The organism is Pseudomonas sp. ChxA (genome assembly GCF_030263855.1).
Classification (GTDB): Bacteria; Pseudomonadota; Gammaproteobacteria; order Pseudomonadales; family Pseudomonadaceae; genus Aquipseudomonas; species Aquipseudomonas fluorescens_CB.
Genome location: NZ_JARPMK010000001.1, coordinates 294,396 through 314,786, shown reverse-complemented (window position 1 = coordinate 314,786; position 20,391 = coordinate 294,396). Strand labels below are relative to the sequence as shown.

At 61.0% G+C, this 20,391-nt stretch carries 18 protein-coding genes; 9 read left to right on the top strand and 9 right to left on the bottom strand.

Annotated elements, in window-relative coordinates:
* The first annotated feature begins 787 nt into the window (after positions 1 to 787).
* A complete protein-coding gene (locus tag P5706_RS01280; RefSeq protein ID WP_285678374.1) occupies positions 788 to 1,072 on the top strand; it encodes a DUF3077 domain-containing protein in 285 nt (94 codons plus the stop codon).
* Between the two features lie 211 nt (positions 1,073 to 1,283).
* Here P5706_RS01280 and P5706_RS01275 read toward each other — a convergent pair whose 3' ends face one another.
* Positions 1,284 to 1,769, bottom strand: a complete 486-nt coding sequence (locus P5706_RS01275) for a hypothetical protein (RefSeq protein WP_285678373.1) — start codon at positions 1,767 to 1,769, stop codon at positions 1,284 to 1,286.
* 121 nt (positions 1,770 to 1,890) lie between these two features.
* On the opposite strand from P5706_RS01275, the gene P5706_RS01270 reads away from it, so the two are divergent.
* Positions 1,891 to 2,778 (top strand): AraC family transcriptional regulator, encoded by an 888-nt coding sequence (locus tag P5706_RS01270; protein ID WP_285678372.1) that lies wholly within the window; start codon positions 1,891 to 1,893, stop codon positions 2,776 to 2,778.
* An 18-nt stretch (positions 2,779 to 2,796) separates the two neighbouring features.
* Here the strand turns inward: P5706_RS01270 and P5706_RS01265 are convergent, their stop codons facing one another.
* The 3 genes from P5706_RS01265 to P5706_RS01255 form a co-directional block, all read right to left on the bottom strand.
* On the bottom strand, positions 2,797 to 3,498 hold the full coding sequence (locus P5706_RS01265) for an SDR family NAD(P)-dependent oxidoreductase (protein WP_285678371.1): 702 nt from the start codon (positions 3,496 to 3,498) through the stop codon (positions 2,797 to 2,799).
* A complete protein-coding gene (locus P5706_RS01260; RefSeq protein ID WP_285678370.1) occupies positions 3,495 to 3,716 on the bottom strand; it encodes a tautomerase family protein in 222 nt (73 codons plus the stop codon). The genes P5706_RS01265 and P5706_RS01260 overlap by 4 nt, the downstream gene beginning before the upstream one ends.
* Positions 3,717 to 4,046: 330 nt before the next feature.
* Positions 4,047 to 5,333: an OprD family porin gene (locus tag P5706_RS01255; protein ID WP_285678369.1), complete on the bottom strand. Its 1,287-nt coding sequence runs from the start codon at positions 5,331 to 5,333 to the stop codon at positions 4,047 to 4,049.
* A gap of 407 nt (positions 5,334 to 5,740) precedes the next feature.
* Here P5706_RS01255 and P5706_RS01250 point away from each other — a divergent pair, with 407 nt between their 5' ends.
* Positions 5,741 to 7,828, top strand: coding sequence for a TonB-dependent receptor (locus tag P5706_RS01250; protein ID WP_285678368.1), 2,088 nt, complete (start codon positions 5,741 to 5,743; stop codon positions 7,826 to 7,828).
* Positions 7,829 to 7,949: 121 nt separating this feature from the next.
* Here P5706_RS01250 and P5706_RS01245 read toward each other — a convergent pair whose 3' ends face one another.
* From P5706_RS01245 to P5706_RS01235, 3 genes are all read right to left on the bottom strand, one after another.
* A complete protein-coding gene (locus P5706_RS01245; RefSeq protein WP_200431117.1) occupies positions 7,950 to 8,168 on the bottom strand; it encodes a hypothetical protein in 219 nt (72 codons plus the stop codon).
* A 234-nt stretch (positions 8,169 to 8,402) separates the two neighbouring features.
* A complete protein-coding gene (gene aguA, locus P5706_RS01240) occupies positions 8,403 to 9,509 on the bottom strand; it encodes an agmatine deiminase (RefSeq protein WP_200431118.1) in 1,107 nt (368 codons plus the stop codon).
* Between the two features lie 121 nt (positions 9,510 to 9,630).
* A complete protein-coding gene (locus tag P5706_RS01235) occupies positions 9,631 to 12,540 on the bottom strand; it encodes an aminotransferase (protein WP_285678367.1) in 2,910 nt (969 codons plus the stop codon).
* Between the two features lie 151 nt (positions 12,541 to 12,691).
* Here P5706_RS01235 and rfbB point away from each other — a divergent pair, with 151 nt between their 5' ends.
* The 5 genes from rfbB (at position 12,692) to P5706_RS01210 (ending at position 18,090) form a co-directional block, all read left to right on the top strand.
* A complete protein-coding gene (gene rfbB / locus P5706_RS01230; RefSeq protein ID WP_285678366.1) occupies positions 12,692 to 13,774 on the top strand; it encodes a dTDP-glucose 4,6-dehydratase in 1,083 nt (360 codons plus the stop codon).
* Between the two features lie 41 nt (positions 13,775 to 13,815).
* Complete coding sequence (gene rfbC / locus P5706_RS01225) at positions 13,816 to 14,361, top strand: dTDP-4-dehydrorhamnose 3,5-epimerase (protein ID WP_285678364.1); 546 nt, start codon at positions 13,816 to 13,818, stop codon at positions 14,359 to 14,361.
* A gap of 65 nt (positions 14,362 to 14,426) precedes the next feature.
* Positions 14,427 to 16,235 (top strand): sensor histidine kinase, encoded by a 1,809-nt coding sequence (locus P5706_RS01220; protein WP_285678363.1) that lies wholly within the window; start codon positions 14,427 to 14,429, stop codon positions 16,233 to 16,235.
* Positions 16,232 to 17,617: a sigma-54-dependent transcriptional regulator gene (locus P5706_RS01215; protein WP_017135387.1), complete on the top strand. Its 1,386-nt coding sequence runs from the start codon at positions 16,232 to 16,234 to the stop codon at positions 17,615 to 17,617. Before P5706_RS01220 ends, P5706_RS01215 begins: the two co-directional genes overlap by 4 nt.
* Positions 17,618 to 17,634: 17 nt before the next feature.
* The gene (locus tag P5706_RS01210) at positions 17,635 to 18,090 is read left to right on the top strand and encodes a thioesterase domain-containing protein (RefSeq protein ID WP_285678362.1); all 456 of its coding nucleotides are present in this window, start codon (positions 17,635 to 17,637) and stop codon (positions 18,088 to 18,090) included.
* Between the two features lie 131 nt (positions 18,091 to 18,221).
* Here the strand turns inward: P5706_RS01210 and cysQ are convergent, their stop codons facing one another.
* Positions 18,222 to 19,058 carry a 3'(2'),5'-bisphosphate nucleotidase CysQ gene (gene cysQ / locus P5706_RS01205; RefSeq protein WP_056860705.1) on the bottom strand — a complete coding sequence of 279 codons (837 nt, stop codon included), beginning with the start codon at positions 19,056 to 19,058 and terminating at the stop codon, positions 18,222 to 18,224.
* Positions 19,055 to 19,621 carry an ADP compounds hydrolase NudE gene (gene nudE, locus P5706_RS01200; protein ID WP_017135384.1) on the bottom strand — a complete coding sequence of 189 codons (567 nt, stop codon included), beginning with the start codon at positions 19,619 to 19,621 and terminating at the stop codon, positions 19,055 to 19,057. The genes cysQ and nudE overlap by 4 nt, the downstream gene beginning before the upstream one ends.
* An 87-nt stretch (positions 19,622 to 19,708) precedes the next feature.
* Here nudE and yrfG point away from each other — a divergent pair, with 87 nt between their 5' ends.
* Positions 19,709 to 20,371: a GMP/IMP nucleotidase gene (gene yrfG / locus P5706_RS01195; RefSeq protein WP_200431123.1), complete on the top strand. Its 663-nt coding sequence runs from the start codon at positions 19,709 to 19,711 to the stop codon at positions 20,369 to 20,371.
* The last annotated feature ends 20 nt before the right edge of the window (positions 20,372 to 20,391 follow it).

Genomic DNA, 20,391 nt, shown 5'->3' with positions numbered 1-20,391 from the left:
ATTGAAAGAGTATCGAGCTTTGCCTTTTACACGAGGTCATGTGCTGTCGCTTACCCTAAGCGGTAGGGTCGTGCCCTCCATCATCCGACTATGAGGGTCTGCGATATCGAAACCTCGAGGCAGTGTAATTCCCTAAGTTCTTGTTTTAGCTTTCCTTGACTCGTTAATCATCAGAGGGGGCGCCTGAGGATAGTTTTAGAGATAGAAGTACGCGCCTATAGAAGTAAAATACTTAAAAATCAATTAGTTGTGAGAATTTTCGACTCCTGGTGCCGCACCATATCTCAAAGCCTCGCAATGCGAGGCTTTGTGGTTTCTGGGCTTTGGGAAACCACAAAAAGTCAGATCACCGTTTTGGCCGAAATGCCCAAAAAGTGTGCACACTTAAAATCTCGGGCTGCCTGCCTCAGTCCAAATATCGATTTCTATGACGCCTTACTCAGCTCAACGTCAGTCTCGGTAGACATACTCTCCAAACCCACCGGCCCACCAAAAGCCACCCTCACCTCGCCTCCCAAGCTTTATCCAAAATTATGGCTAGCCAATAATTATGCTGCCCTCATAAAACCAATAATTTCCCCAGCCACCAATCCGTACCACCCGACCCGACCGAAAAAAACAACCCATCAATTTTCCCGATTGCTCCCCACCCCTTACCACGCTAACCTCCCCCCGTCGCCACCCAGCGACCGGGCCTGAGAACCCGATTTGATGCAGGCGCCAACAGCGCCACGCATTCGTTTTCACAACGAACGTGTTGCTCTCAATAAATATGGGAGTTCCACCAATGACCGCAACAAATCCACCCACCCTCACCACCCTCGGCGTCACCCCTTTCTCCTTTCACTCCGACCAACCTCTGTTCCGCGTCAACAGCGGCGTTTCCCTGCATGAAGCCTTGCACCACGTTTCCGATTTGCTCCACGTCGCCAAGTTGCTCGCAGAGGATGCGGCGATGATGAAGGAGACGGACCGTTATGCCTGGGCGTCGCATTATTTGCAGGAGATGAGCAAGGCGGTGATTGATGATGTGGTGAAGGTGTTGGCGTCGCCCTGTAATGCTGAGCAGTAAGGGGTAAACGGGGCGGCCGGGCGGGCGCTATCGCGGGCAAGCCTGGCTTCCACATTTGAACGGGTCGTTTCAACTGTGGCGGGCGGGCTTTTCTCGCGGTGGGTTGGGAGGTGGCTGCGGAAATGGGACTGCTGCGCAGTCCAACGCGGGGCAAGCCCGCTCGCCACAGGGTGTGTGTTGTTTGTTGTGAATGACTCGGCTGGAAGCGCTTTTAGGCGAATTGGCCGCCTTTTTTGCGCAGGTAGATCATCTGCGCAGTCACGCCGATGACCAGCGCCAGCGCGAGGCTGCCTTGTGCGCCGAGCAGTACGGGGGATTGCAGGTCTGTCACGAACGGGTGTCCGTCGGGCACGCGGCGCAGTGTTTCGGATACGGTGGGTACCATCAGGAAAAATGCGGTCAGGCTCAGGAAGATTGTTTCCAGGTACGCGCGTGCGCGGCCCAGCCAGGTTATGTGCCCTACTGCATATCCGGCCGCGAGCAGGGCAAGGGTGATGATGCCTATGATGTTGCTCACTGGCTGTTTGGCGACCAGGAATACGCTGAAGGCGCCGATCAGCATTGATGCCAGGTAGAACTTGCCGGGTGTTGAGCGGGGCACGATGCGGCCGTGGCGGATGAACATGTAGGCGGCCAGCGGGATGGCGGGCAGGCTGCCGAGGGTGTGGAGCCAGCCGAGGGGGGAGATTCCGAACATTGTATGTGTCCCGTGTGGGTGGATGATGTGCATAAACGGGCCGCGCTGGAAACGTTTATCGCGATGACGTCGGCGCGTTATGATCTGGGGATCAGCTTAGTGAAGGCGTGGCCGGGTAGACATGATGAATCCCCTCGATAACTTGATCATTCATCCGGAAATGCAGTTGGAGGGGCTGGCCAAGGGCGATCTGTTGTCGCAGGTGCTGGCGCAGATTCGTCTGACGGGTGATCGGGTGTATTCCTCTACGCTGGCCGATCAGCAGCCGCTCGAACTGGATGAAAACAGCGCGCATATCTGCGTGCTCCAGCAAGGCCAGTTACAACTGGAGGGCGGCGGCCACGCGCCGAGTACGCTGCAACAGGGCGATGTGCTGTTGCTGCCTCACAACCCCACGGGCATCACGCTGACGGCGTGCGATGGGCCGGCCAGTGTGGTGGTGTGTCGGTTCTGGTTCGACGCGAGCAGTTTCCAGGCGATGCTGTTTGCCCTGCCCCGGCTTATTCATATTCGGCACACCGAAGCCGCCGCCTGGGCCGAAGGCATCCTGCATTTCATGTTGCTTGAGGCCCATGACACGCAGCCGGGCGGGGCGTTGATGATTTCCCGCCTGATTGATTTGGTGGTGATTCGCATCCTGCGCACTTGGGTGCAGCAAGGGGCTGCGTCGGGATGGCTGGGCGGGTTGTCGGATGCGCGTATCGCGCGGGCGCTGAGGGCTATTCATGCAACGCCGGGCCAGCAGTGGCGCATTGATGCGCTGGCGGAGGTGGCCGGCATGTCGCGTTCCAATTTCTGCGAGCGGTTCAGCGCGTTGGTGGGGCGCTCGCCGTTGCGGTATCAGAATGAATGGCGGCTGACCTTGGCCAAAAGCATGCTCGCCAAGCAGGAAGGTCGCATCGGCGAGGTGGGTTTTGCGATTGGCTATGAGTCCGAGGCCGCGTTCAGTCGGGCCTATAAAGCCTTTTTCGGGCGCTCGCCTCGGGATGATAACGCCCGGCCAGGTTAGGCCGGGCGTGCCGGTGTATCAGTGCCCGGCGCTTTGCCCGCCGTCCACGTGCAGGATCTCGCCGGTGACAAACCCGGCGCTCTCCAGGTAGGTGATCGCCTGGGCGATATCACTCACTTCACCCATACGCCCCACCGGGTGCAGTTGCCCCAGCGCCGCATGGGTGTCTTCGCCGTGCATCGGTGTCTTGATGATGCCCGGGCTTACCGCGTTCACCCGAATACCGCGTTTGGCGTACTCAATCGCCAGGGATTTGGTCGCGGCATTCAGCCCGCCTTTGGTGAGGCTGGCGAGCACCGAAGGCACGCCGTCGATAGCGTGATCGACCAGGCTGGTGGTGACATTGACGATGTGGCCGGCGCCGTGTTTTTCCATCTCGGCGATGGCCAGTTGGGTGATGTAGAAAAAGCCGTTGAGGTTCACTGCCAGCACGTTGGCGTAATCGTCCTGGGTGTAGGCGGTAAAGGGTTTGGCGATGAAGATGCCGGCGTTGTTGATCAGGCTGTCGACACGCCCGAAGGTGACCAGCGCTTCGCGGATGACGCGCTGGGCGGTGGCCGGGTCGGCGATGTCGCCGGGCACCGTGAGGATGTTAGGGTCGGTGGATGGCTGGATCGAGCGCGAGGTGGCAACCACGCGGTAATCGAGGGCGCGGTAGGCTTGGACCACGGCGGCGCCGATGCCTTGGGAGGCGCCGGTGATGATCACGACTTTGCTCATTGTGTTTCTCCGGTAAGGGCTTGGGATCTGCGGTATTCGGTGGTGGTGACGCCGGCGTAGCCCCAGTTATCGGTGTCTATTTCTTCGATGACGATGTGGGTCAGGTCCGGGCGCTTGTTGAGCACGCGTTCGAGGGTTTCGGTGAACTCGGCGGTAACCTGGGCTTTTTGCTCAGGGGTCACGCCGTCACGGGTGATGCGCAGGCTCACGAAGGGCATGCTGGTGACTCCAATGGGCGGGCATCGGGGTGATGGGCCGGCAGTGGGGTCAATTTAGGCGTGCGCTGAGGCGAGATAAATGGGGGTTTGAGTACTACATTAGTGATGTGATGTAACAAGTTCTCACGGTACATCTACGCGATTGGACGCCACTCGCTGGCGTCCGCAAAACTGATAAAAAACAACCCTTTGATCGTTGACTGCGGGACGCGGAGCGTCCCAAGAGGCGTTACCACGCAGAGCGTGGGAACGATCAACACGCAGGCATAAAAAAACCCCGAACCAGTCGGGGTTTTTTATCGCCTGGAATCAGGCGCGACGTGCGATCAATTAGAAAACGTTGATCGGGTAGTCGGCGAACAGACGGATTTCGTTACCGCCTACGTTGTAGTTGCTGGCGTTGTTGGAGACGCGCAACCACGACGCACGAGCGCGCAGGCTCAGGTCTTTGGCTGGGCCGCTTTGAACGACATATTTGAACTGGTTGAAGATTTCACGCTCGGTGCCACTGCCACGGTTGGAACCGTCGTCAATGTTGGTGCCGCGCACGTAAGCGATGTTGTAGGTCAGGCCAGGCACGCCGAAGGCGCTGAAGTCCAGGCCGTAGCCTGCTTGCCAGGAGCGCTCGTCCTTGCCGTTGAAGTCGGACCAGTAGGAGTTGGCCAGCAAGATGGTATTGCCGCCGTCGCCGACACCGCCAGCGTTGCGGTAGCCGCCGTACAGGTAGCCGGTGTCGCCGGTGCTGCGCTGGTGAGCGAGGGTGAAGCTGTGCGGGCCAACAGCCCAGGTAGCGCCCAGGCTCCAGATTTTGTTGTCGCGGGCGTCCGCATCACCTTGGTTTTCCAGGGCGAAGCTGCGGTCCAGCTTGGTTTTGTAGCCGTTGAAGTCAAAGGTCAACGATTGCTTTTCTGGCAGGGCCAGCACGTAGTTGACGTTGACGTATTGCTTCTTCAGCACGTCCTGCATGTTGGAGGCGTACAACGCGGCCGACAGGCTTTCGGTGAATTTGTAGCTACCACCGATGTAGTCGATGCTTTTCAGCGCGCCACTGTCGGAACCTTCGGCGCTCTTGCGGGCTTCCTTGGTGAAGTGACCAGCGTCCAGTTGCAGGCCGGCGATCTCTTTGGAAACGATCGAGGTGCCCTCGTAGGTTTCCGACAGCAGGCGCGAGTTGTCATATTGCAGGACCGGCACGGCTGGCATCTGCTGACCGTATTTGATCACGGTGTTGGAGATGCGCGCCTTGACGGCTGCGCCGCCTTTGGCCAGGTCGTTGGCTGCTTCGCCGCTATCGCCTTGCTTGAAGAAGTCGATACCGCCAGCGCCGCTGCGACCTTTACCGCCGTCCAGGCGAATAGCGTATTGGCCGATCACGTCCACACCCACACCGACGGTGCCTTGGGTGAAGCCGGACTCGAACTTGCCGATGAAGCCCTGGCCCCATTCGGCTTTGTCTTGCTTGCCGTTTTTGTAGTCACGGCTGATGTAGGCGTTACGTGCTGCGATGTTCAGGTGGCTGTCGTCCACGAAACCCTTGGATTGCTCCTGGTCGTTAGCCATTGCTGTCGATGCGCTCAAAATCCCCAGAGCGATCAGACTCATCCGTTGCTTCAACATTTCTTATATTCCTTATTACTGGTTGAGTACGCGCTGTGACACCAGGCTCCGTGTCGCTTTTCTGGTGTCGACTTTCCCCAAAAAAATAAGGCCCGCGGACGACTGAACTGCCGCGGGCCTTTTTTTATTGGATGAGTCATGGCGGTGAGCCACAGGCGTTGGGCGCAATCCTATGCGCGCGTTGAACTATGTGTCAATTTCGTGAATCGTCTGAATTTAGGCGAAATAATTCTAAGCGATGCATTCCAGGGCCTTCGCTCGAGCCTGAAAAATCGTCTGATTCGTCAAGAAAACACATCATGTAACATTTTTAGCGAAGGTATGTTTGGGAATAGATAACTTGCGCAAATGCAAAGCATTACCATTCGCGCGCTTTTCTTTTTCCAACACTTTTGGATCTATTCCCCATGCCTGCCTCTCGCCTGACGCCCATCACTTTTGGGCTTTCTGTTTTGCTGTCTGCCGGTTTTGCCTGTGCCGCCACGGTCTTGCCTGAAACTTCGGTGAGCGCCGAAGCCGATGAAGACGACCCGCGCGTCAAGGAGACCAATACCGCCACCCGCACGGCCACTTCGGTGCGTTACGTGCCCCAGGCCATCGACTCGGTTAAAACCGAAAGCCTGCGTTCCTACGGCACCAACGACCTGGGCCAGGCGTTAAGCGGCATTCCCAACGTCAGCAGCGGCGCCGATACGCGCTTCGACAGCCTGCGTATTCGTGGTTTTGACGCGAGCAATGACTTCTACCTGGACGGCATCCGCGACGACAGCCAGTACGTGCGCGACCTGCATAACATCGAGCGCATTGAAGTCCTCAAAGGCCCGGCCGCCGTACTGTACGGGCGCGGCGGCCAGGGCGGGATCGTCAACCGCGTGAGCAAACTGCCCCAGGCGGGCCACACATCCAGCATCGAAGCCCAAGGCGGCAGCCAGGATTTGCGCAGCCTGTACGCCGACCTCAGCACCGACCCAACGGATAACATCAGCCTGCGCCTGAACATGGGCAACCAGGACAACAACAGTTTTCGCGACGGTGTGAGCGGCAATCGCCAACTGTTCGCGCCGTCGATGAGCTGGCAACTGACGCCGGACCTGAACTGGCTGGTGCAATACGAATACAGCCGTTACAACCGCACGCCGGACCGTGGCATTCCCGGGGTCAACGGCCGCCCGGCCGATGTGAGTCGCAGCACGACCTACTTCGATAGCCGCGATTACATCGACGATAAATCCCAGTCCCTGCGCTCCAAGCTGGCCTACGAAATCAATGCCAACTGGCAGCTGCGCCACACCCTCGGCGTGTTCAAGCTCGACAGCGATTTCGACAACACCTACCAGGTCGGCTACGACCCAAAAACCAACAAAGTCTCGCGCCAACGTTGGCAACAAGACCTGAACACTCGCAACGTGTTCAACAACCTTGAGCTGGAAGGCGGTTTCGACACCTTCGGCCTGGAGCACCGCCTGCTCACCGGCCTGGAGCTGGGCAGCCAGCGCCGTGATCCAAAGTTGTACAGCGCCACCGCCACCAACCGTGGCGGCCAAGCCGTGCCTGGCCTGGACCTCAACCAGCCCAACCGCCACTTGAGCCACACCGGCCGCATGAGTGTTTCCAGCAACAACCACACCGAAGTCGAAAGCCGCGCCCTTTACGTGCAGGACCAACTGCGCCTCAACGATCAATGGCAAGTGCTGGCCGGCCTGCGCTACGACTACTTTGAAGTGGACACCACCAGCAAGCTGCTCAACACCCAACAGGCGGTCGACAGCCGCAGCACCAGCCCGCGCATCGGCCTGGTCTGGACGCCGCTGGAACACCACTCGTTCTATGCTTCATGGAGCAAGACCTTCTCGCCAGCTGGCGGCGGCTTGATCGGCATCGCCCCCAATGCCGCAGGCGCCGTCAACGACCTGAGCCCCGAGCTGACCAAGCAAAAGGAAATCGGCGTTAAAAGCGACTGGCTCGAAGACCGCTTGAGCACCACCCTGGCCGTGTACGAGCTGGAACTCTACAACCGCCGCACCAGCGACCCATTGGACCGCACCATCACCCTGCTCACCGGCGAACAACGCTCACGCGGCGTGGAGCTGACCGCCACCGGCAAAGTCGTCGGCAACTGGTACGTACGCGGTGGCATCGGCCTGCAGGATGCCAAGGTGGTGAAGGACAACAACGGCTTTGAAGGCAAACGCATCAGCGACGTCGCCAAGCGTAACGCCAGCCTGTTTATCACCTGGAAACCGGAGATGGGCTGGTACGCAGAAACCGGCCTGACCCTGGTGGGCGACCGTTACGCCGACAACCTCAACACCGTGGTGCTGCCAGGTTATGGCCGCTGGGATGCGCTGGCCGGGTTCCGCCAGAAAGAATGGGACGTGCGCGCGGCGCTGAACAACATCGCGGACAAAAACTACTACGCCTCGGCCACCAGCGCAGCGCAGATCCAACCGGGCGAGCCACGTAGCCTGGTAGTGACAGGCACCTACAGCTTCTAAATTTCACGCGGTCAATGTGGGAGCTGGCTTGCCTGCGAAAGCGGTACATCTGCTGGAAAGTCGCTGACTGACAGAATGCCATCGCAGGCAAGCCAGCTCCCACAATTGATCTCAGTGGTCTTCAGGTTTTCAGTAGTTCGCACAACGCCAGCAGCTCATCCTCACTGAACAACCCCGCCGGGTAGCGTTCGCTCATCACGCTGCGCACATCAGGCTGTTGCTGTCTCACCTGTCGCGAGCCGTTTGCCTTCAACCACAGCGCCAGCGCATGGATCGCATCACCGCTAACCCGCGTCGGGTGGAACGGGCGCGTGTAGATCAGGTTGATATCGGCATTCATTTCAGCGCTCTCTCCTACTGCGTGAGCGGCTAACTTACTCAAGGTTTGTGACAGAACTGTGCAGTCATCACCTTGGGACACTGTGGCAACACCGATACAAGAGCTATGCCAATGTCCCGTGTTTATAGGCGTTCGGACACAAAAAAGCCCGCAACCTAGCCAGGCTGCGGGCTTGCTGTAAGCACTATAAACAGGTAGCGCTTGGCGTTCACTCAAACGCTGTTACAACCGCACTCAATTTTTGTGCGGTGCCGGCTGTTGTTGGGTCAGGCAATGGATATTGCCGCCACCCAGTAACAGTTCGCGGCCCGGCACCATCACCACTTCGTGCTGTGGGAACAGGTTCTGCAGGATCTCTTTGGCTTGGCTGTCCAACGGGTCGTCGAAGCTCGGCGCGATGATGCCGCCGTTGACGATCAGGAAGTTCACGTAGGAACCGGCCAGGCGCACAGTGGGATTACGTTCCTGCGAGCCGTCTACCGGATCGACACCGGCGCATTCTTCTTCGGTGGCATACAACGGGCCCGGGATCGGCATTTTATGCACTGTGAACGAGCGGCCTTTTGCGTCTGTGCTGCTTTGCAGTACGGCCATGGCGGCGTGGCAGCGCGCGTAGTTGGGGTCTTGTGGGTCATCGGTCCAGGCCAGCAACACTTCGCCGGGGCGCACGTAGCAGCAGAAGTTATCCACATGGCCGTCGGTTTCATCGTTGAACAGGCCGTCCGGCAACCAGATGACTTTATCCACCGCCAAATTGTCACGCAGCACCGCTTCGATAGCCGCGCGGTCCAGATGCGGGTTGCGGTTGCGGTTCAACAGGCACTCTTCGGTGGTGATCACGGTGCCTTCGCCGTCGACATGGATCGAACCGCCTTCCAGCACGAAGCCTTCGGTGCGGTAGCGCGGTGCGCGCTCGATCTCGAGGATCTTGCCGCCCACCTGCGAATCGCGGTTCCACGGCGCATACAGGCCGCCGTCAAAGCCGCCCCAGGCGTTGAAATCCCAGTTCACACCACGCACTTCGCCGCTGTTATTGATCACAAAGGTCGGGCCGGTGTCGCGCACCCAGGCGTCGTCGTTGGACATTTCGACCACGCGGATATTGGGCACATCCAGGCGCGCACGGGCGTTCTCGTACTGGCCGGCAGACACCGCGACCGTCACCGGTTCAAAGCGCGCAATGGCCTTGGCCACCGCCACATGCGCGGCCTGCGCCGGCTTGCCGCCCAGGCGCCAGTTGTCCGGGCGCTCGGGCCAGATCATCCAGGTTTGGGTTTGCGGCGCCCATTCGGCGGGCATGTAGAAGCCATCGGCGCGAGGTGTGCTGTGCAGGGTGGTCATGGCGTTCAAGACTCCGGATGGGGTGAAGGCCGACTTTATAACGGATAAAAATCGGCTTTAAAAGTGATAAAAGATCATAGTAGACAAATATGACAACATTTAGCCGATAACAATCGACAACCTACAATTGCTCATCGAGCACTTTCGACAACATGTCGACAAAGAAATCCACGCTGCGTTTAGACGTCACCATCGGCGGCTTGATCTTGAGGATGTTGAGGTAGTCGCCGGTCGGCTGCATGAAAATCCCCAACTCGCGCAGGCGATCACACAGCAGCGCCGTCTCGGAAGTGGCCGGTTCCAGGCTCTGCCGATCACGCACCAACTCCAGCCCCAGGTAGAAGCCGGACCCGTGCACCGCGCCGACCAACGGGTGACGCTCGATCAACGCCTCCAGGCGCGCCTTGAAGTGCCCACCCACCACCTGGGCGTTTTCCCACAGCTTTTCTTCCTCCATTACATCCAGCACGGCCATGCCGATGCGGCAACTCACCGGGCTGCCGCCTGAGGACGAAAAGAAATACCCTTCGGCCTCCAGTGCCTCGGCGATTTTCCGGCGGGTGATCACCGCGCCCAACGGCTGGCCATTGCCCATGCCCTTGGCCATGGTGATGATGTCCGGCACCACGCCTTGCTCTTCAAACCCCCAGAAGAAGTGGCCCATGCGCCCGTAACCCACCTGCACTTCATCGGCAATGCACACGCCGCCTTGGGCGCGAACCAAGGCGTACACCTGCTGCAAATAACCCGGCGGCAGCGAAATGCCACCGGCATTGCCATACACCGGCTCGCAGATAAACCCTGCCAGTTGGCGCTGACTCGCGGCGATATTCGCCAGGTTGTGTTCCACGCTGCGCACGTAATCGGCCGCACTGTCCTGCCCACGAAACTCGCCGCGATAGGTATTCGGCGCGGTCACCGGGTGCACCCAGTCCGGGCGGCTGCTCAGGGCTTGCGGGTTATCTGCAATCGAGGTGGACACCGCATCCGCCGCCACCGACCAACCGTGGTAGGCCTCCAGCACGCTGAGCATGTCGCGCCCGCCGCTGTAGGCCCACGCCAGGCGGATGGCCAGGTCGTTGGCCTCGGTGCCGCTGTTGACCAGAAACACCCGGTCCATACCTTGAGGTGCCAGCGCCAGCAAACGTTCGGAAAACTCGGCAATGGCCGCGTAGTGAAAGCGCGAATTGGTATTGAGCAATGACCATTGCCGCGCCGCCACCGCCGCCATGCGCGGGTGGCCATGGCCAAGCACCGCGACGTTGTTGAGCATGTCCAGGTAAGAACGGCCCTGCATGTCGATCAAATGGTTGCGCCAGCCGCGCTCGATGCGCGGCGGGTCGACGTAATAGTGCTTTTGCGAGCGGGCGAAGCTGGCATCGCGCCGCGCCAACAGCGCTTCGGGGTCCAGCTCCGGCTGCGCATCACAGGCCAACCCCAGCAGCGTCGCCGGCGACGGGCAAAGGGCCTGCCAGGCCTGCGCCTGGGACGGCGTGCAGAACAACGGCGGCTCAAGGTCGACACGGCATAACTGCACGGTAAGCGGCGCGTGAACCTCACCCAGGACTTGTCCTGCCACCAGCACCGCGCCGGCCTTGAGGGCCGTGGTCACACCCCATAAACGCAGGTTCAACGCGGCGCTGTGTACGCACAGCACACCGTCGTCGCCGTGACGCAACGTGCCAGCAAAGGGCGCTTCCAGCACGGTGCCATGGGGCAGGTGCAATTCCACATGAAGGGGAAAAGTGTCCGGCTCCACGGCACTGTCGGCGCAGGTCCGCGACAGCCGATACTGCCCGTAACGGCTGGCCGCCAGCCCATGCAACGCTGCGGCTTCATCCAGCAACCGCCGGTCGATGCCGGGCGCCTCCCAATTGCCCGCCTCGAAATGCGGGCTGAGAACGCCCAGGTCAATCAACGCGAACTCACGGCCCACCAAGCCTGGCAGTAACGGTGCGAAGTCTTGATCGGCAAGCGGCGTGAGCGCTTCACCGACGCAACTCAAAATGGCGGCGTCCATCAACTCGAAGGGCACTGAGGTCGCCACATGGAAAATTTCCCACTCGTGCTCGGCGTTTTTCTTTAAGTAGCTATTGTCCGGGTCCAGGCGTTGCTGTTGTTCGCTGCTGAGCACCAGCACCGCGGCGCGGGCGACTATCAGCGGCCACAATGCCTGCAACTCTGCACGCGCCAGCGGCGTGACCGCGTGAAACGCCTGGATCGCCGGCAACATCGCGAAGGGATCACCGTCGGCATGGTGCAGCAGTGCCGCGCAGGTCACTGACAAGTCGGCAATGCGCCAGGTGTGCACGAGGTCGCCGAAATCAATCACGCCCTGAACCTGCCAATGCCGCTGGGCATCACGCTGCCACACCACATTGTCATCGGTGATGTCCATGTGCACGGCCTGCCATGGCAGGTGCTCGGCCAGCGGCTGCAGGCGGCGGCCGACCTGCTCGGCCACCTGCTCCAGCGCCGTGCGCTGGGGCAGGTTTTCCAATGTGCCCAACAGGTGGGTAATCAGCGCCTGGGCGTGGCGCGGGTCCCATTGCAGGGTGCGCTCCAGGCCCGGATGGGTGAACGGGGCCAGCGCCTGGCTCATCCGCCCACACAGGTCACCGAAGCCTGCGATCACCGCACGGCCCAGATGCGGCAGATGGGTCAAAGGCTGGCCCTCGATGTAATCCAGCAGGCGCACATGCAGGGTTTGCCCGCCCAGCGCCACGGTGAGTAACTCGTCACCGCTGAGCGCCTTGATGACCTTGGGCACGCGAACATCCGCATGCGCCTGCAGCGCGTTGAAGGCCGCGTGCTGTGCCTGCAACTCGACTGCGGCGTAATCACCCCGGCAGATTTTCAATACAAACCGGCCGCGCTCGCTGTCGACGCGGTAGTTGAGGTCTTGCTGGCTGCCCAGTGCGTGCAAGGTGCCGGTAAGCCCGTAATAGTGTTCGAGCAGCTGTGCCGCCTGCTGTGCGTCTACGTATGGGCAAGGCAAATTGGCGCGATGGATCAACGTGGCGAGCAACATTGTGACGACCTCGGTTTTTTTAAGCGTCTATATCGCCATTACCCGAGGGCAGAAGGCAACCCCCTCACACCGCCGCACGCTTGCGCCGCCCCGTTGCGCAACTCAAGCTATGCTCTGGCTTAATGTCTGTCTTGGAAAAAAGGCTCTCTGAATGCGCATTCTCATCACCGGCGGTGCCGGCTTCATCGGTTCTGCCCTGGTTCGTCACCTGATTCAACACACCGAGCACGAAGTGCTCAACCTGGACAAACTCACCTACGCCGGCAACCTGGAGTCACTCACCAGCATCGCCGGCAACAGCCGCTATGAGTTCGTGCAGGCCGACATCATCGACCAGGCCACCGTCAGCGCCGTGCTGGCGCGCTTTGAGCCACAGGCCATCATGCACCTGGCCGCCGAGTCGCACGTCGACCGCTCCATTGACGGCCCGTCGGACTTTATCCAGACCAACATCGTCGGCACCTACAGCCTGCTGGAAGCCACACGAGCCTATTGGCAGGCCCTGGAGGAACCGGCCAAGAGCGCGTTCCGTTTCCACCATATTTCCACCGACGAAGTGTACGGCGACCTCCACGGTGTGGACGACTTGTTCACCGAAACCACGCCTTATGCACCCAGCTCGCCGTATTCGGCCAGTAAAGCCGCCTCCGACCATCTGGTGCGCGCCTGGCAGCGCACCTATGGCCTGCCGGTGCTGCTGACCAACTGCTCGAACAACTACGGGCCGTTCCACTTCCCTGAGAAGTTGATCCCGCTGGTGATCCTCAACGCCCTCGCCGGCAAGCCGCTGCCGGTCTACGGCGATGGCCTGCAGGTTCGCGACTGGCTGTTCGTCGAAGACCACGCCCGCGCCTTGTTCAAAGTGGTCACCGAAGGTGTGGTGGGCGAGACCTACAACATCGGCGGTCACAACGAGCAGAAGAACATCGACGTGGTGCGCGGCATCTGCGGCCTGCTCGAAGAACTGGCGCCACAGCGCCCGGCCGGTGTGGAGAAGTTCACCGACCTGATCACCTTCGTCAAAGACCGCCCGGGCCACGACCAGCGCTACGCGATCGACGCGAGCAAGATCGAACACGACCTGGGCTGGGTCCCGGAAGAAACCTTTGAAACCGGCCTGCGCAAAACCGTGCAGTGGTACCTCGATAACCTGGACTGGTGCCGCAGGGTCCAGGACGGCAGCTATCAAGGCGAGCGCCTGGGCAATACCGACCCAAAAGACCTGATCGCATAAAGTTCTGATCACACGACCTGTTCACCCGGCGAGGGAAACCAATGAATGTAATCGCGACCAAGCTGCCCGAAGTATTGATCCTCGAGCCGAAGGTATTTGGCGATGAGCGTGGCTTTTTTTATGAGAGTTTCAACGCCAAGGCGTTTGCCCAAGCCACCGGCCTGCAACTGGAGTTTGTGCAGGACAACCACTCCCGTTCGCAAAAGGGCGTGCTGCGCGGCTTGCACTACCAGATAGAAAACACCCAGGGCAAACTCGTGCGGGTGACCGCCGGTGAGGTCCTGGACGTGGCGGTGGATATCCGCCGCAGCTCGCCTACTTTCGGCCAGTGGACCAGCGTGCGTCTGTCCGCCGAAAACAACCGCCAGCTATGGGTTCCAGAGGGGTTCGCCCATGGGTTTGTAGTGCTCAGCGACTACGCCGAGTTCCTCTACAAGACCACTGACTACTACACGCCTTCGGCTGAGCGTTGTATTCGCTGGGACGACCCGGCACTCAAGATTGACTGGCAGTTTGAGGGCACGCCAACCCTGTCCGCCAAGGATCAGAACGGCAAGGCCTTGGCAGACGCCGATCTGTTTGCATGACCGGCGAGTGCCTTGCACGCCGGCCCTAGGCATAATGCGCCTGTCCCCACAGGCGCATGACTCCCATGACTCCACCCCTCCCGCGTAGACCTCGCTGGCGCAGCCTCGCCTTACTGGCGTTGTGCCTGGCACCGCTGCTGTGGCCGCTGGAGCACTTGGCCGAGCGCTATTACCGCAGCGAACTGGCCGGGCAGAACCGTCAGACCCTCGACCTGTACGTCGCCAACCTGCTCGGCACCCTGCACCGCTATGAAGTGCTGCCGCAGATCCTCGGTGACTTGCCGGCCCTGCGCACCGCGCTGGACGCGCCCCACGTCAGCGCCAACCTGACCAACGCCAACCTGCTGCTCAAGGACGTCGCCGCCCAGGCCGGGGTGGAAGTGATGTACCTGATGGACACCACCGGCAAGACCCTCGCCGCCTCCAACTGGGACAAGCAGGACAGTTTTGTCGACCGCAATTTCTCGTTCCGGCCCTATTTCAGCGAAGCCATGGCCGGGCGCCTGGGGCGGTTTTTCGGCCTGGGCACCACCTCGGCCAAACGCGGCTACTTCTTCGCCGCCGCCGTGCGTGACGGCGCAAAAATAATCGGCGTGCTGGTGGTCAAGGTCGACCTGGACCACACCGAAAGCCTGTGGGGCAAAACCCCCGAGCAACTGCTGGTGACCGACCATAACGGCGTGGTCATCCTCACCTCACGCCCGCAATGGCGCTTCCGTGCGACCCGACCGCTCACGGCAGAAGAGCGCCAGGCAATCATCGCCATCCAGCCCTACCCGACCCGCGACCCGCAACCGCTGGCGCTGAACACCACGGCGTGGCTGCGCCAATCCACGGCCATCGCCGAGACCGGCTGGACCGTGGAAATCCTCGCGCCGCGCTCGCTGATCAATCGCCCGGTGCGCACCGTAGTGGCCGTTGGTGGTGCGACGCTGTTGGTGCTGATGTTGCTGCTGGGTCTGATGATGCAGCGCCGTCGCCATTACCTGGAGCGCATCGCCTTCGAAGCCAAGGCCCGCCGCGAGCTGGAAGCGCGTGTGATCGAGCGCACCAGCGACCTCGAAGGCCTCAACCGCCGCCTCAAACAGGAAGTGCTGGAGCGTGAACACGCCCAGCAGGAACTGGTGCGCGCCCAGGATGACCTGGTGCAGGCCGGTAAGCTGTCGGCGCTGGGCACCATGTCGGCGAGTATCAGCCACGAACTCAACCAGCCGCTGGCGGCGATCCGCAGCTACGCGGAAAACGCCGAGATCCTGCTCGACCACGAGCGCACCAACGACGCCCGTGGCAACCTCAAGCTGATCAGCGAACTGACCGGTCGCATGGCCTCGATCATCGCGCACCTGCGCGCCTTCGCCCGCCGCGACCGCCACGCCCCGGAAAGCGTGGCCCTGCAACCGGCACTCGACGATGCCTTGGCGTTGCTGGCCAAGCGGCGGCGTTCGATGGAGGTGGAGTTGATCCGCGATTTGCCCGAGGCGACTTTGTGGGTGCAAGCCGGCGAAACCCGCCTGCGCCAGGTGCTCGGCAACTTGCTGGCCAACGCCCTCGACGCCCTCACCGAAAAAGGCCCGCCGCGCAAACTGTGGTTGAGTGCCCAAACCACCGAACAGGGCGTCAACCTGTACATTCGCGACAACGGCCCAGGTTTTTGCATGGAAGCCCTGGGCCGCGCCAGCGAGCCGTTCTACACCACCAAGACCCGCACCCAGGGCTTGGGGCTGGGCCTGGCGATCTGTGACACTTTGATGCGTGCCTTTGGCGGCGAACTGTTGTTCGCCAACCACAAGGAAGGCGGCGCGCTGTTAACCCTGAAATTGCGTGCCGGCTCGCCGGGCGTAAGTCTGCAACCGTCCGAGGACCGCAGTGTATGAGTATCGATAACCAGATCCAGGTGGTGTTGATCGACGACGATCCACACTTGCGTCAGGCCCTGTGCCAGACCCTGGACCTGGCCGGGCTGAAAGTCCTGACCCTGGGCGAAGCCACGGGCCTCACGGCGCGCCTGTCCCGCGATTGGCCGGGCGTGGTGGTCAGCGATATCCGCATGCCCGGCATGGACGGCCTGGAGCTGCTGGCCGAACTGCACGGCCAGGACCCGGACCTGCCGGTGTTGCTGATAACCGGCCACGGCGATGTGCCGCTGGCGGTGCAGGCCATGCGCGCCGGGGCCTATGACTTTCTCGAAAAACCTTTCGCCAGTGATGCCCTGCTCGACAGCGTGCGCCGCGCACTGGCCCTGCGCCGCCTGGTGCTGGACAACCGCAGCCTGCGCCTGGCCCTCAGTGATCGCCAGCAATTGAGCACGCGCCTGGTCGGGCATTCGCCGCAGATGTTGCGCCTGCGTGAGCAGATCGGCGCCCTGGCGGCGACCCGTGCCGACGTGCTGATCCTCGGTGAAACCGGCGCCGGCAAAGAAGTCGTGGCCCGCGCCCTGCACGACCTGTCGAGCCGCCGCAGCGGGCCGTTTGTAGCGATCAACGCCGGCGCCCTGGCGGAATCGGTGGTGGAGAGCGAGCTGTTCGGCCACGAGCCCGGCGCCTTTACCGGCGCGCAGAAACGCCGCATCGGCAAGTTCGAGTTCGCCAATGGCGGCACGTTGTTCCTGGATGAAATCGAAAGCATGAGCCTGGACGTGCAGGTCAAGCTGCTGCGCCTGTTGCAGGAGCGTGTGGTCGAGCGTTTGGGTGGCAATCAGTTGATCCCACTGGATATCCGCATCATCGCCGCCACCAAGGAAGACCTGCGCCAGTCCGCCGACCAGGGACGCTTCAGGGCCGACTTGTATTACCGTCTCAACGTTGCACCGCTGCGCATTCCGCCACTGCGCGAGCGCGGTGAAGACGCACTGATGTTGTTCCAGCATTTTGCCGACGAAGCCAGCAGCCGCCATGGCCTGCCGTTGCACGAGCTGCAACCGGGCCAACGCGCCCTGCTGTTGCGCCACAGCTGGCCGGGCAATGTGCGTGAACTGCAAAATGCAGCCGAGCGCTTTGCCCTTGGGCTGGAGCTGGCACTCGATGCCACGGCGGACAACCCCGCCGCAGGCGTGCTGACGTCAACCTCTGGCGGTTTAAGCGATCAGGTCGAGCAGTTCGAAAAAAGCCTGATCGCCGCCGAGCTGACCCGCCCCCACAGCTCGGTGCGCAGCCTCGCCGAAGCCTTGGGCATCCCACGCAAAACTCTGCACGACAAACTGCGCAAGCACGGCCTGAACTTCGCCGACAGCGCCAGCCACAGCGCCGACGACGAATGACCCGCCAAGAGACCGCCATGAACCGCGACAGCCGCTACCTGGAATCGATCCTTCACCACGACATTCCCCTCACCCGGGAAATGGGCCTAAAGGTGCTCGACTGGCAACACAGCCAACTGCAGTTGCACCTGCCTCTGCAGCCCAATATCAACCACAAGAGCACCATGTTTGGCGGCAGCCTCTATTGCGGCGCCGTGTTGGCGGGTTGGGGCTGGCTGCACCTGAAGCTGCGCGAAGACGGGATTGAAGACGGGCATATCGTGATTCAGGAAGGGCAGATCAGTTATCCGCTGCCAGTGACCCAGGATGCGATTGCCATTTGCGCCGCGCCGGAAGACAAGGTGTGGAAGCGCTTTGTGGCGACGTACCAGCGCTATGGTAGGGCACGGTTGGCGCTGGAGACGTGGATTGTGAATGAGGGCAGTGTAGAACGAGCAGTCAACTTTACTGGCCAATACGTCCTGCACCGCTAACTGCCTGCACAACACAAAACAACTGTGGGAGCTGGCTTGCCTGCGATGAGGCCGTGTCAGTCGAATCAACTATCGACTGATACACCGCTATCGCAGGCACGCCAGCTCCCACATTTTGACCTGTTGTGGCCTTAAGAGCGGGCCAGGGTCAACAGGCGCTCACGCCACGCGGCCTTGGCCGGCAACGCCAGAAAGAACGGATTGAGCAACGAAGCCCGCGCCGGATAGCTGAACGGCGCACCACTCAACTCCAGCACCTCGCCACCCGCCCCTTCCAGCACGCCCTGGGCCGCAGCCGTGTCCCACTGCGACGTCGGCGCCAGGCGCGGGTAGCAATCAGCACTGCCTTCGGCCAGCAGGCAGAATTTCAGCGAGCTGCCGATATTGGCCAGCTTCAGCTCACCCAAGCCTTCGCTCAAGCCACTGAGCAGGCGCTCTTGCTCCGGGCTGCTATGGCGGCGGCTGGCGACCACGGTAAAGGCCTCACCGGCCGCCGGGGTCTGGCGTACCTGGATCTGCTTGGGCGCCTCGCTCACGTCCGAGCGCCACGCGCCCAGGCCCGCGCCACCGAAGTAGCAGCGGCCACTGGTGGGCATCGATACCACGCCAAACACCACGCGGCCTTGTTCGATCAACGCAATGTTGACGGTAAACTCTTCGCTGCCGGAAATAAATTCCTTGGTGCCATCCAGCGGGTCCACCAACCACCAGCGCTGCCAGCCGGCACGCACGTTCTGGTCGATATCGGCGTCTTCTTCGGACAACACCGGAATGCTCGGGTCCAGGGCGGTAAGGCCCGCCAGGATCAGGTGGTGAGCCGCCAGGTCGGCCGCCGTCACCGGCGAATCATCCGCCTTGGAGGTGACCGCCACATCCGCACGCCAATACGGCAGGATGACCTCACCCGCCTGGCGCGCCAGCTCGATCACAGGGGCAATAAACGGATGGCCTAAAAACAGTTCGCTCATGCGACAAAAGCTCCACGCTGGGTCAACAGGTCTCGTACCAAATACAGGGCCGCCAATGCACGGCCTTCACTGAACTGCTCGTTTTGCGCCAGCATCGACAGCTCGCGCAGGTTGACGCGCTCCACGCGCATCGGTTCAGGTTCATCGCCTTCCAGGCGTTCTTCATACAGCTCGGTGGCCAGTACCACCTGAATTTTCTGGCTCATATAACCAGGCGACAAGGACAGCTCGGTAATGTGCTCCAACTGACGCGCACCATAACCGGCCTCCTCCTTGAGTTCGCGGTTGGCCGCCGCCAGTACGTCCTCGCCAGGTTCGATCAAGCCCTTGGGCAACGACAATTCATATTCGTCGGTGCCGCCGCAGTACTCTTCCACCAGCAAAGCGTGGTCGGCATCGATCATCGCCACGATCATCACCGCGCCGTAACCGGCACCGCGGCCAACCAGGCGCTCGTAGGTCCGTTCAACGCCATTGGAAAAGCGCAATTGCACTTCCTCCACGCGGAACAAACGGCTACTGGCGACTATTTCGCGGGCGAGGACGGTGGGTTTCTGGCGCATAAGCGGCTCCTTGGCGTGATCGGGTTACTATACCGTGGCTTTTCCGATTGTCTGTGTCGGATATCTTTACTTACATGAGAACGCCCCATGCCCTCTTTGCCCTGGCACGCCATCGACACCGTCCTGCTGGACATGGACGGCACCTTGCTCGACCTGCACTTCGACAACCACTTCTGGATGGAGCACCTGCCACAGCGCTACGCCGAGCTGCACGGCGTGAGCCGGGCCATGGCCGACATGGAGTTGCAGCCGCTGTTCGAGCGTAACGCCGGACAATTGCAATGGTATTGCCTGGACTTCTGGAGTGCCGAGCTGAACATTCCGGTACGCGAACTCAAACTGGAAACCGCGCACCTGATCGCCCTGCGCCCGGACGCGGACACCTTTCTGGCGGCGATCAAACAGGCCGGCAAGCGTGTGATTTTGATCACCAACGCCCATCGTGATTCGCTGTCATTGAAGTTGGAGCGGATTGAACTGGCACCGTATTTCGAGCGGTTGATCAGCTCCCACGACTACGGTTTCGCCAAGGAAAACCAGCAATTCTGGGATGCCTTGCAAGCCGACATCCAGTTCGACCCAGCCCGCAGCCTGTTTATTGATGACACCTTGCCGATCCTGCGCAGTGCGCGCGAGTTTGGCGTGGGGCATTTGCTGGCGGTCAAAGAGCCGGACAGTAAGAAGGGGCCAAAGGACACGGGGGAGTTTGCGGCAGTCGATGATTACCGAGATCTGATTGCTGGGCTCTAATGTAAATGTGGGAACTGGCC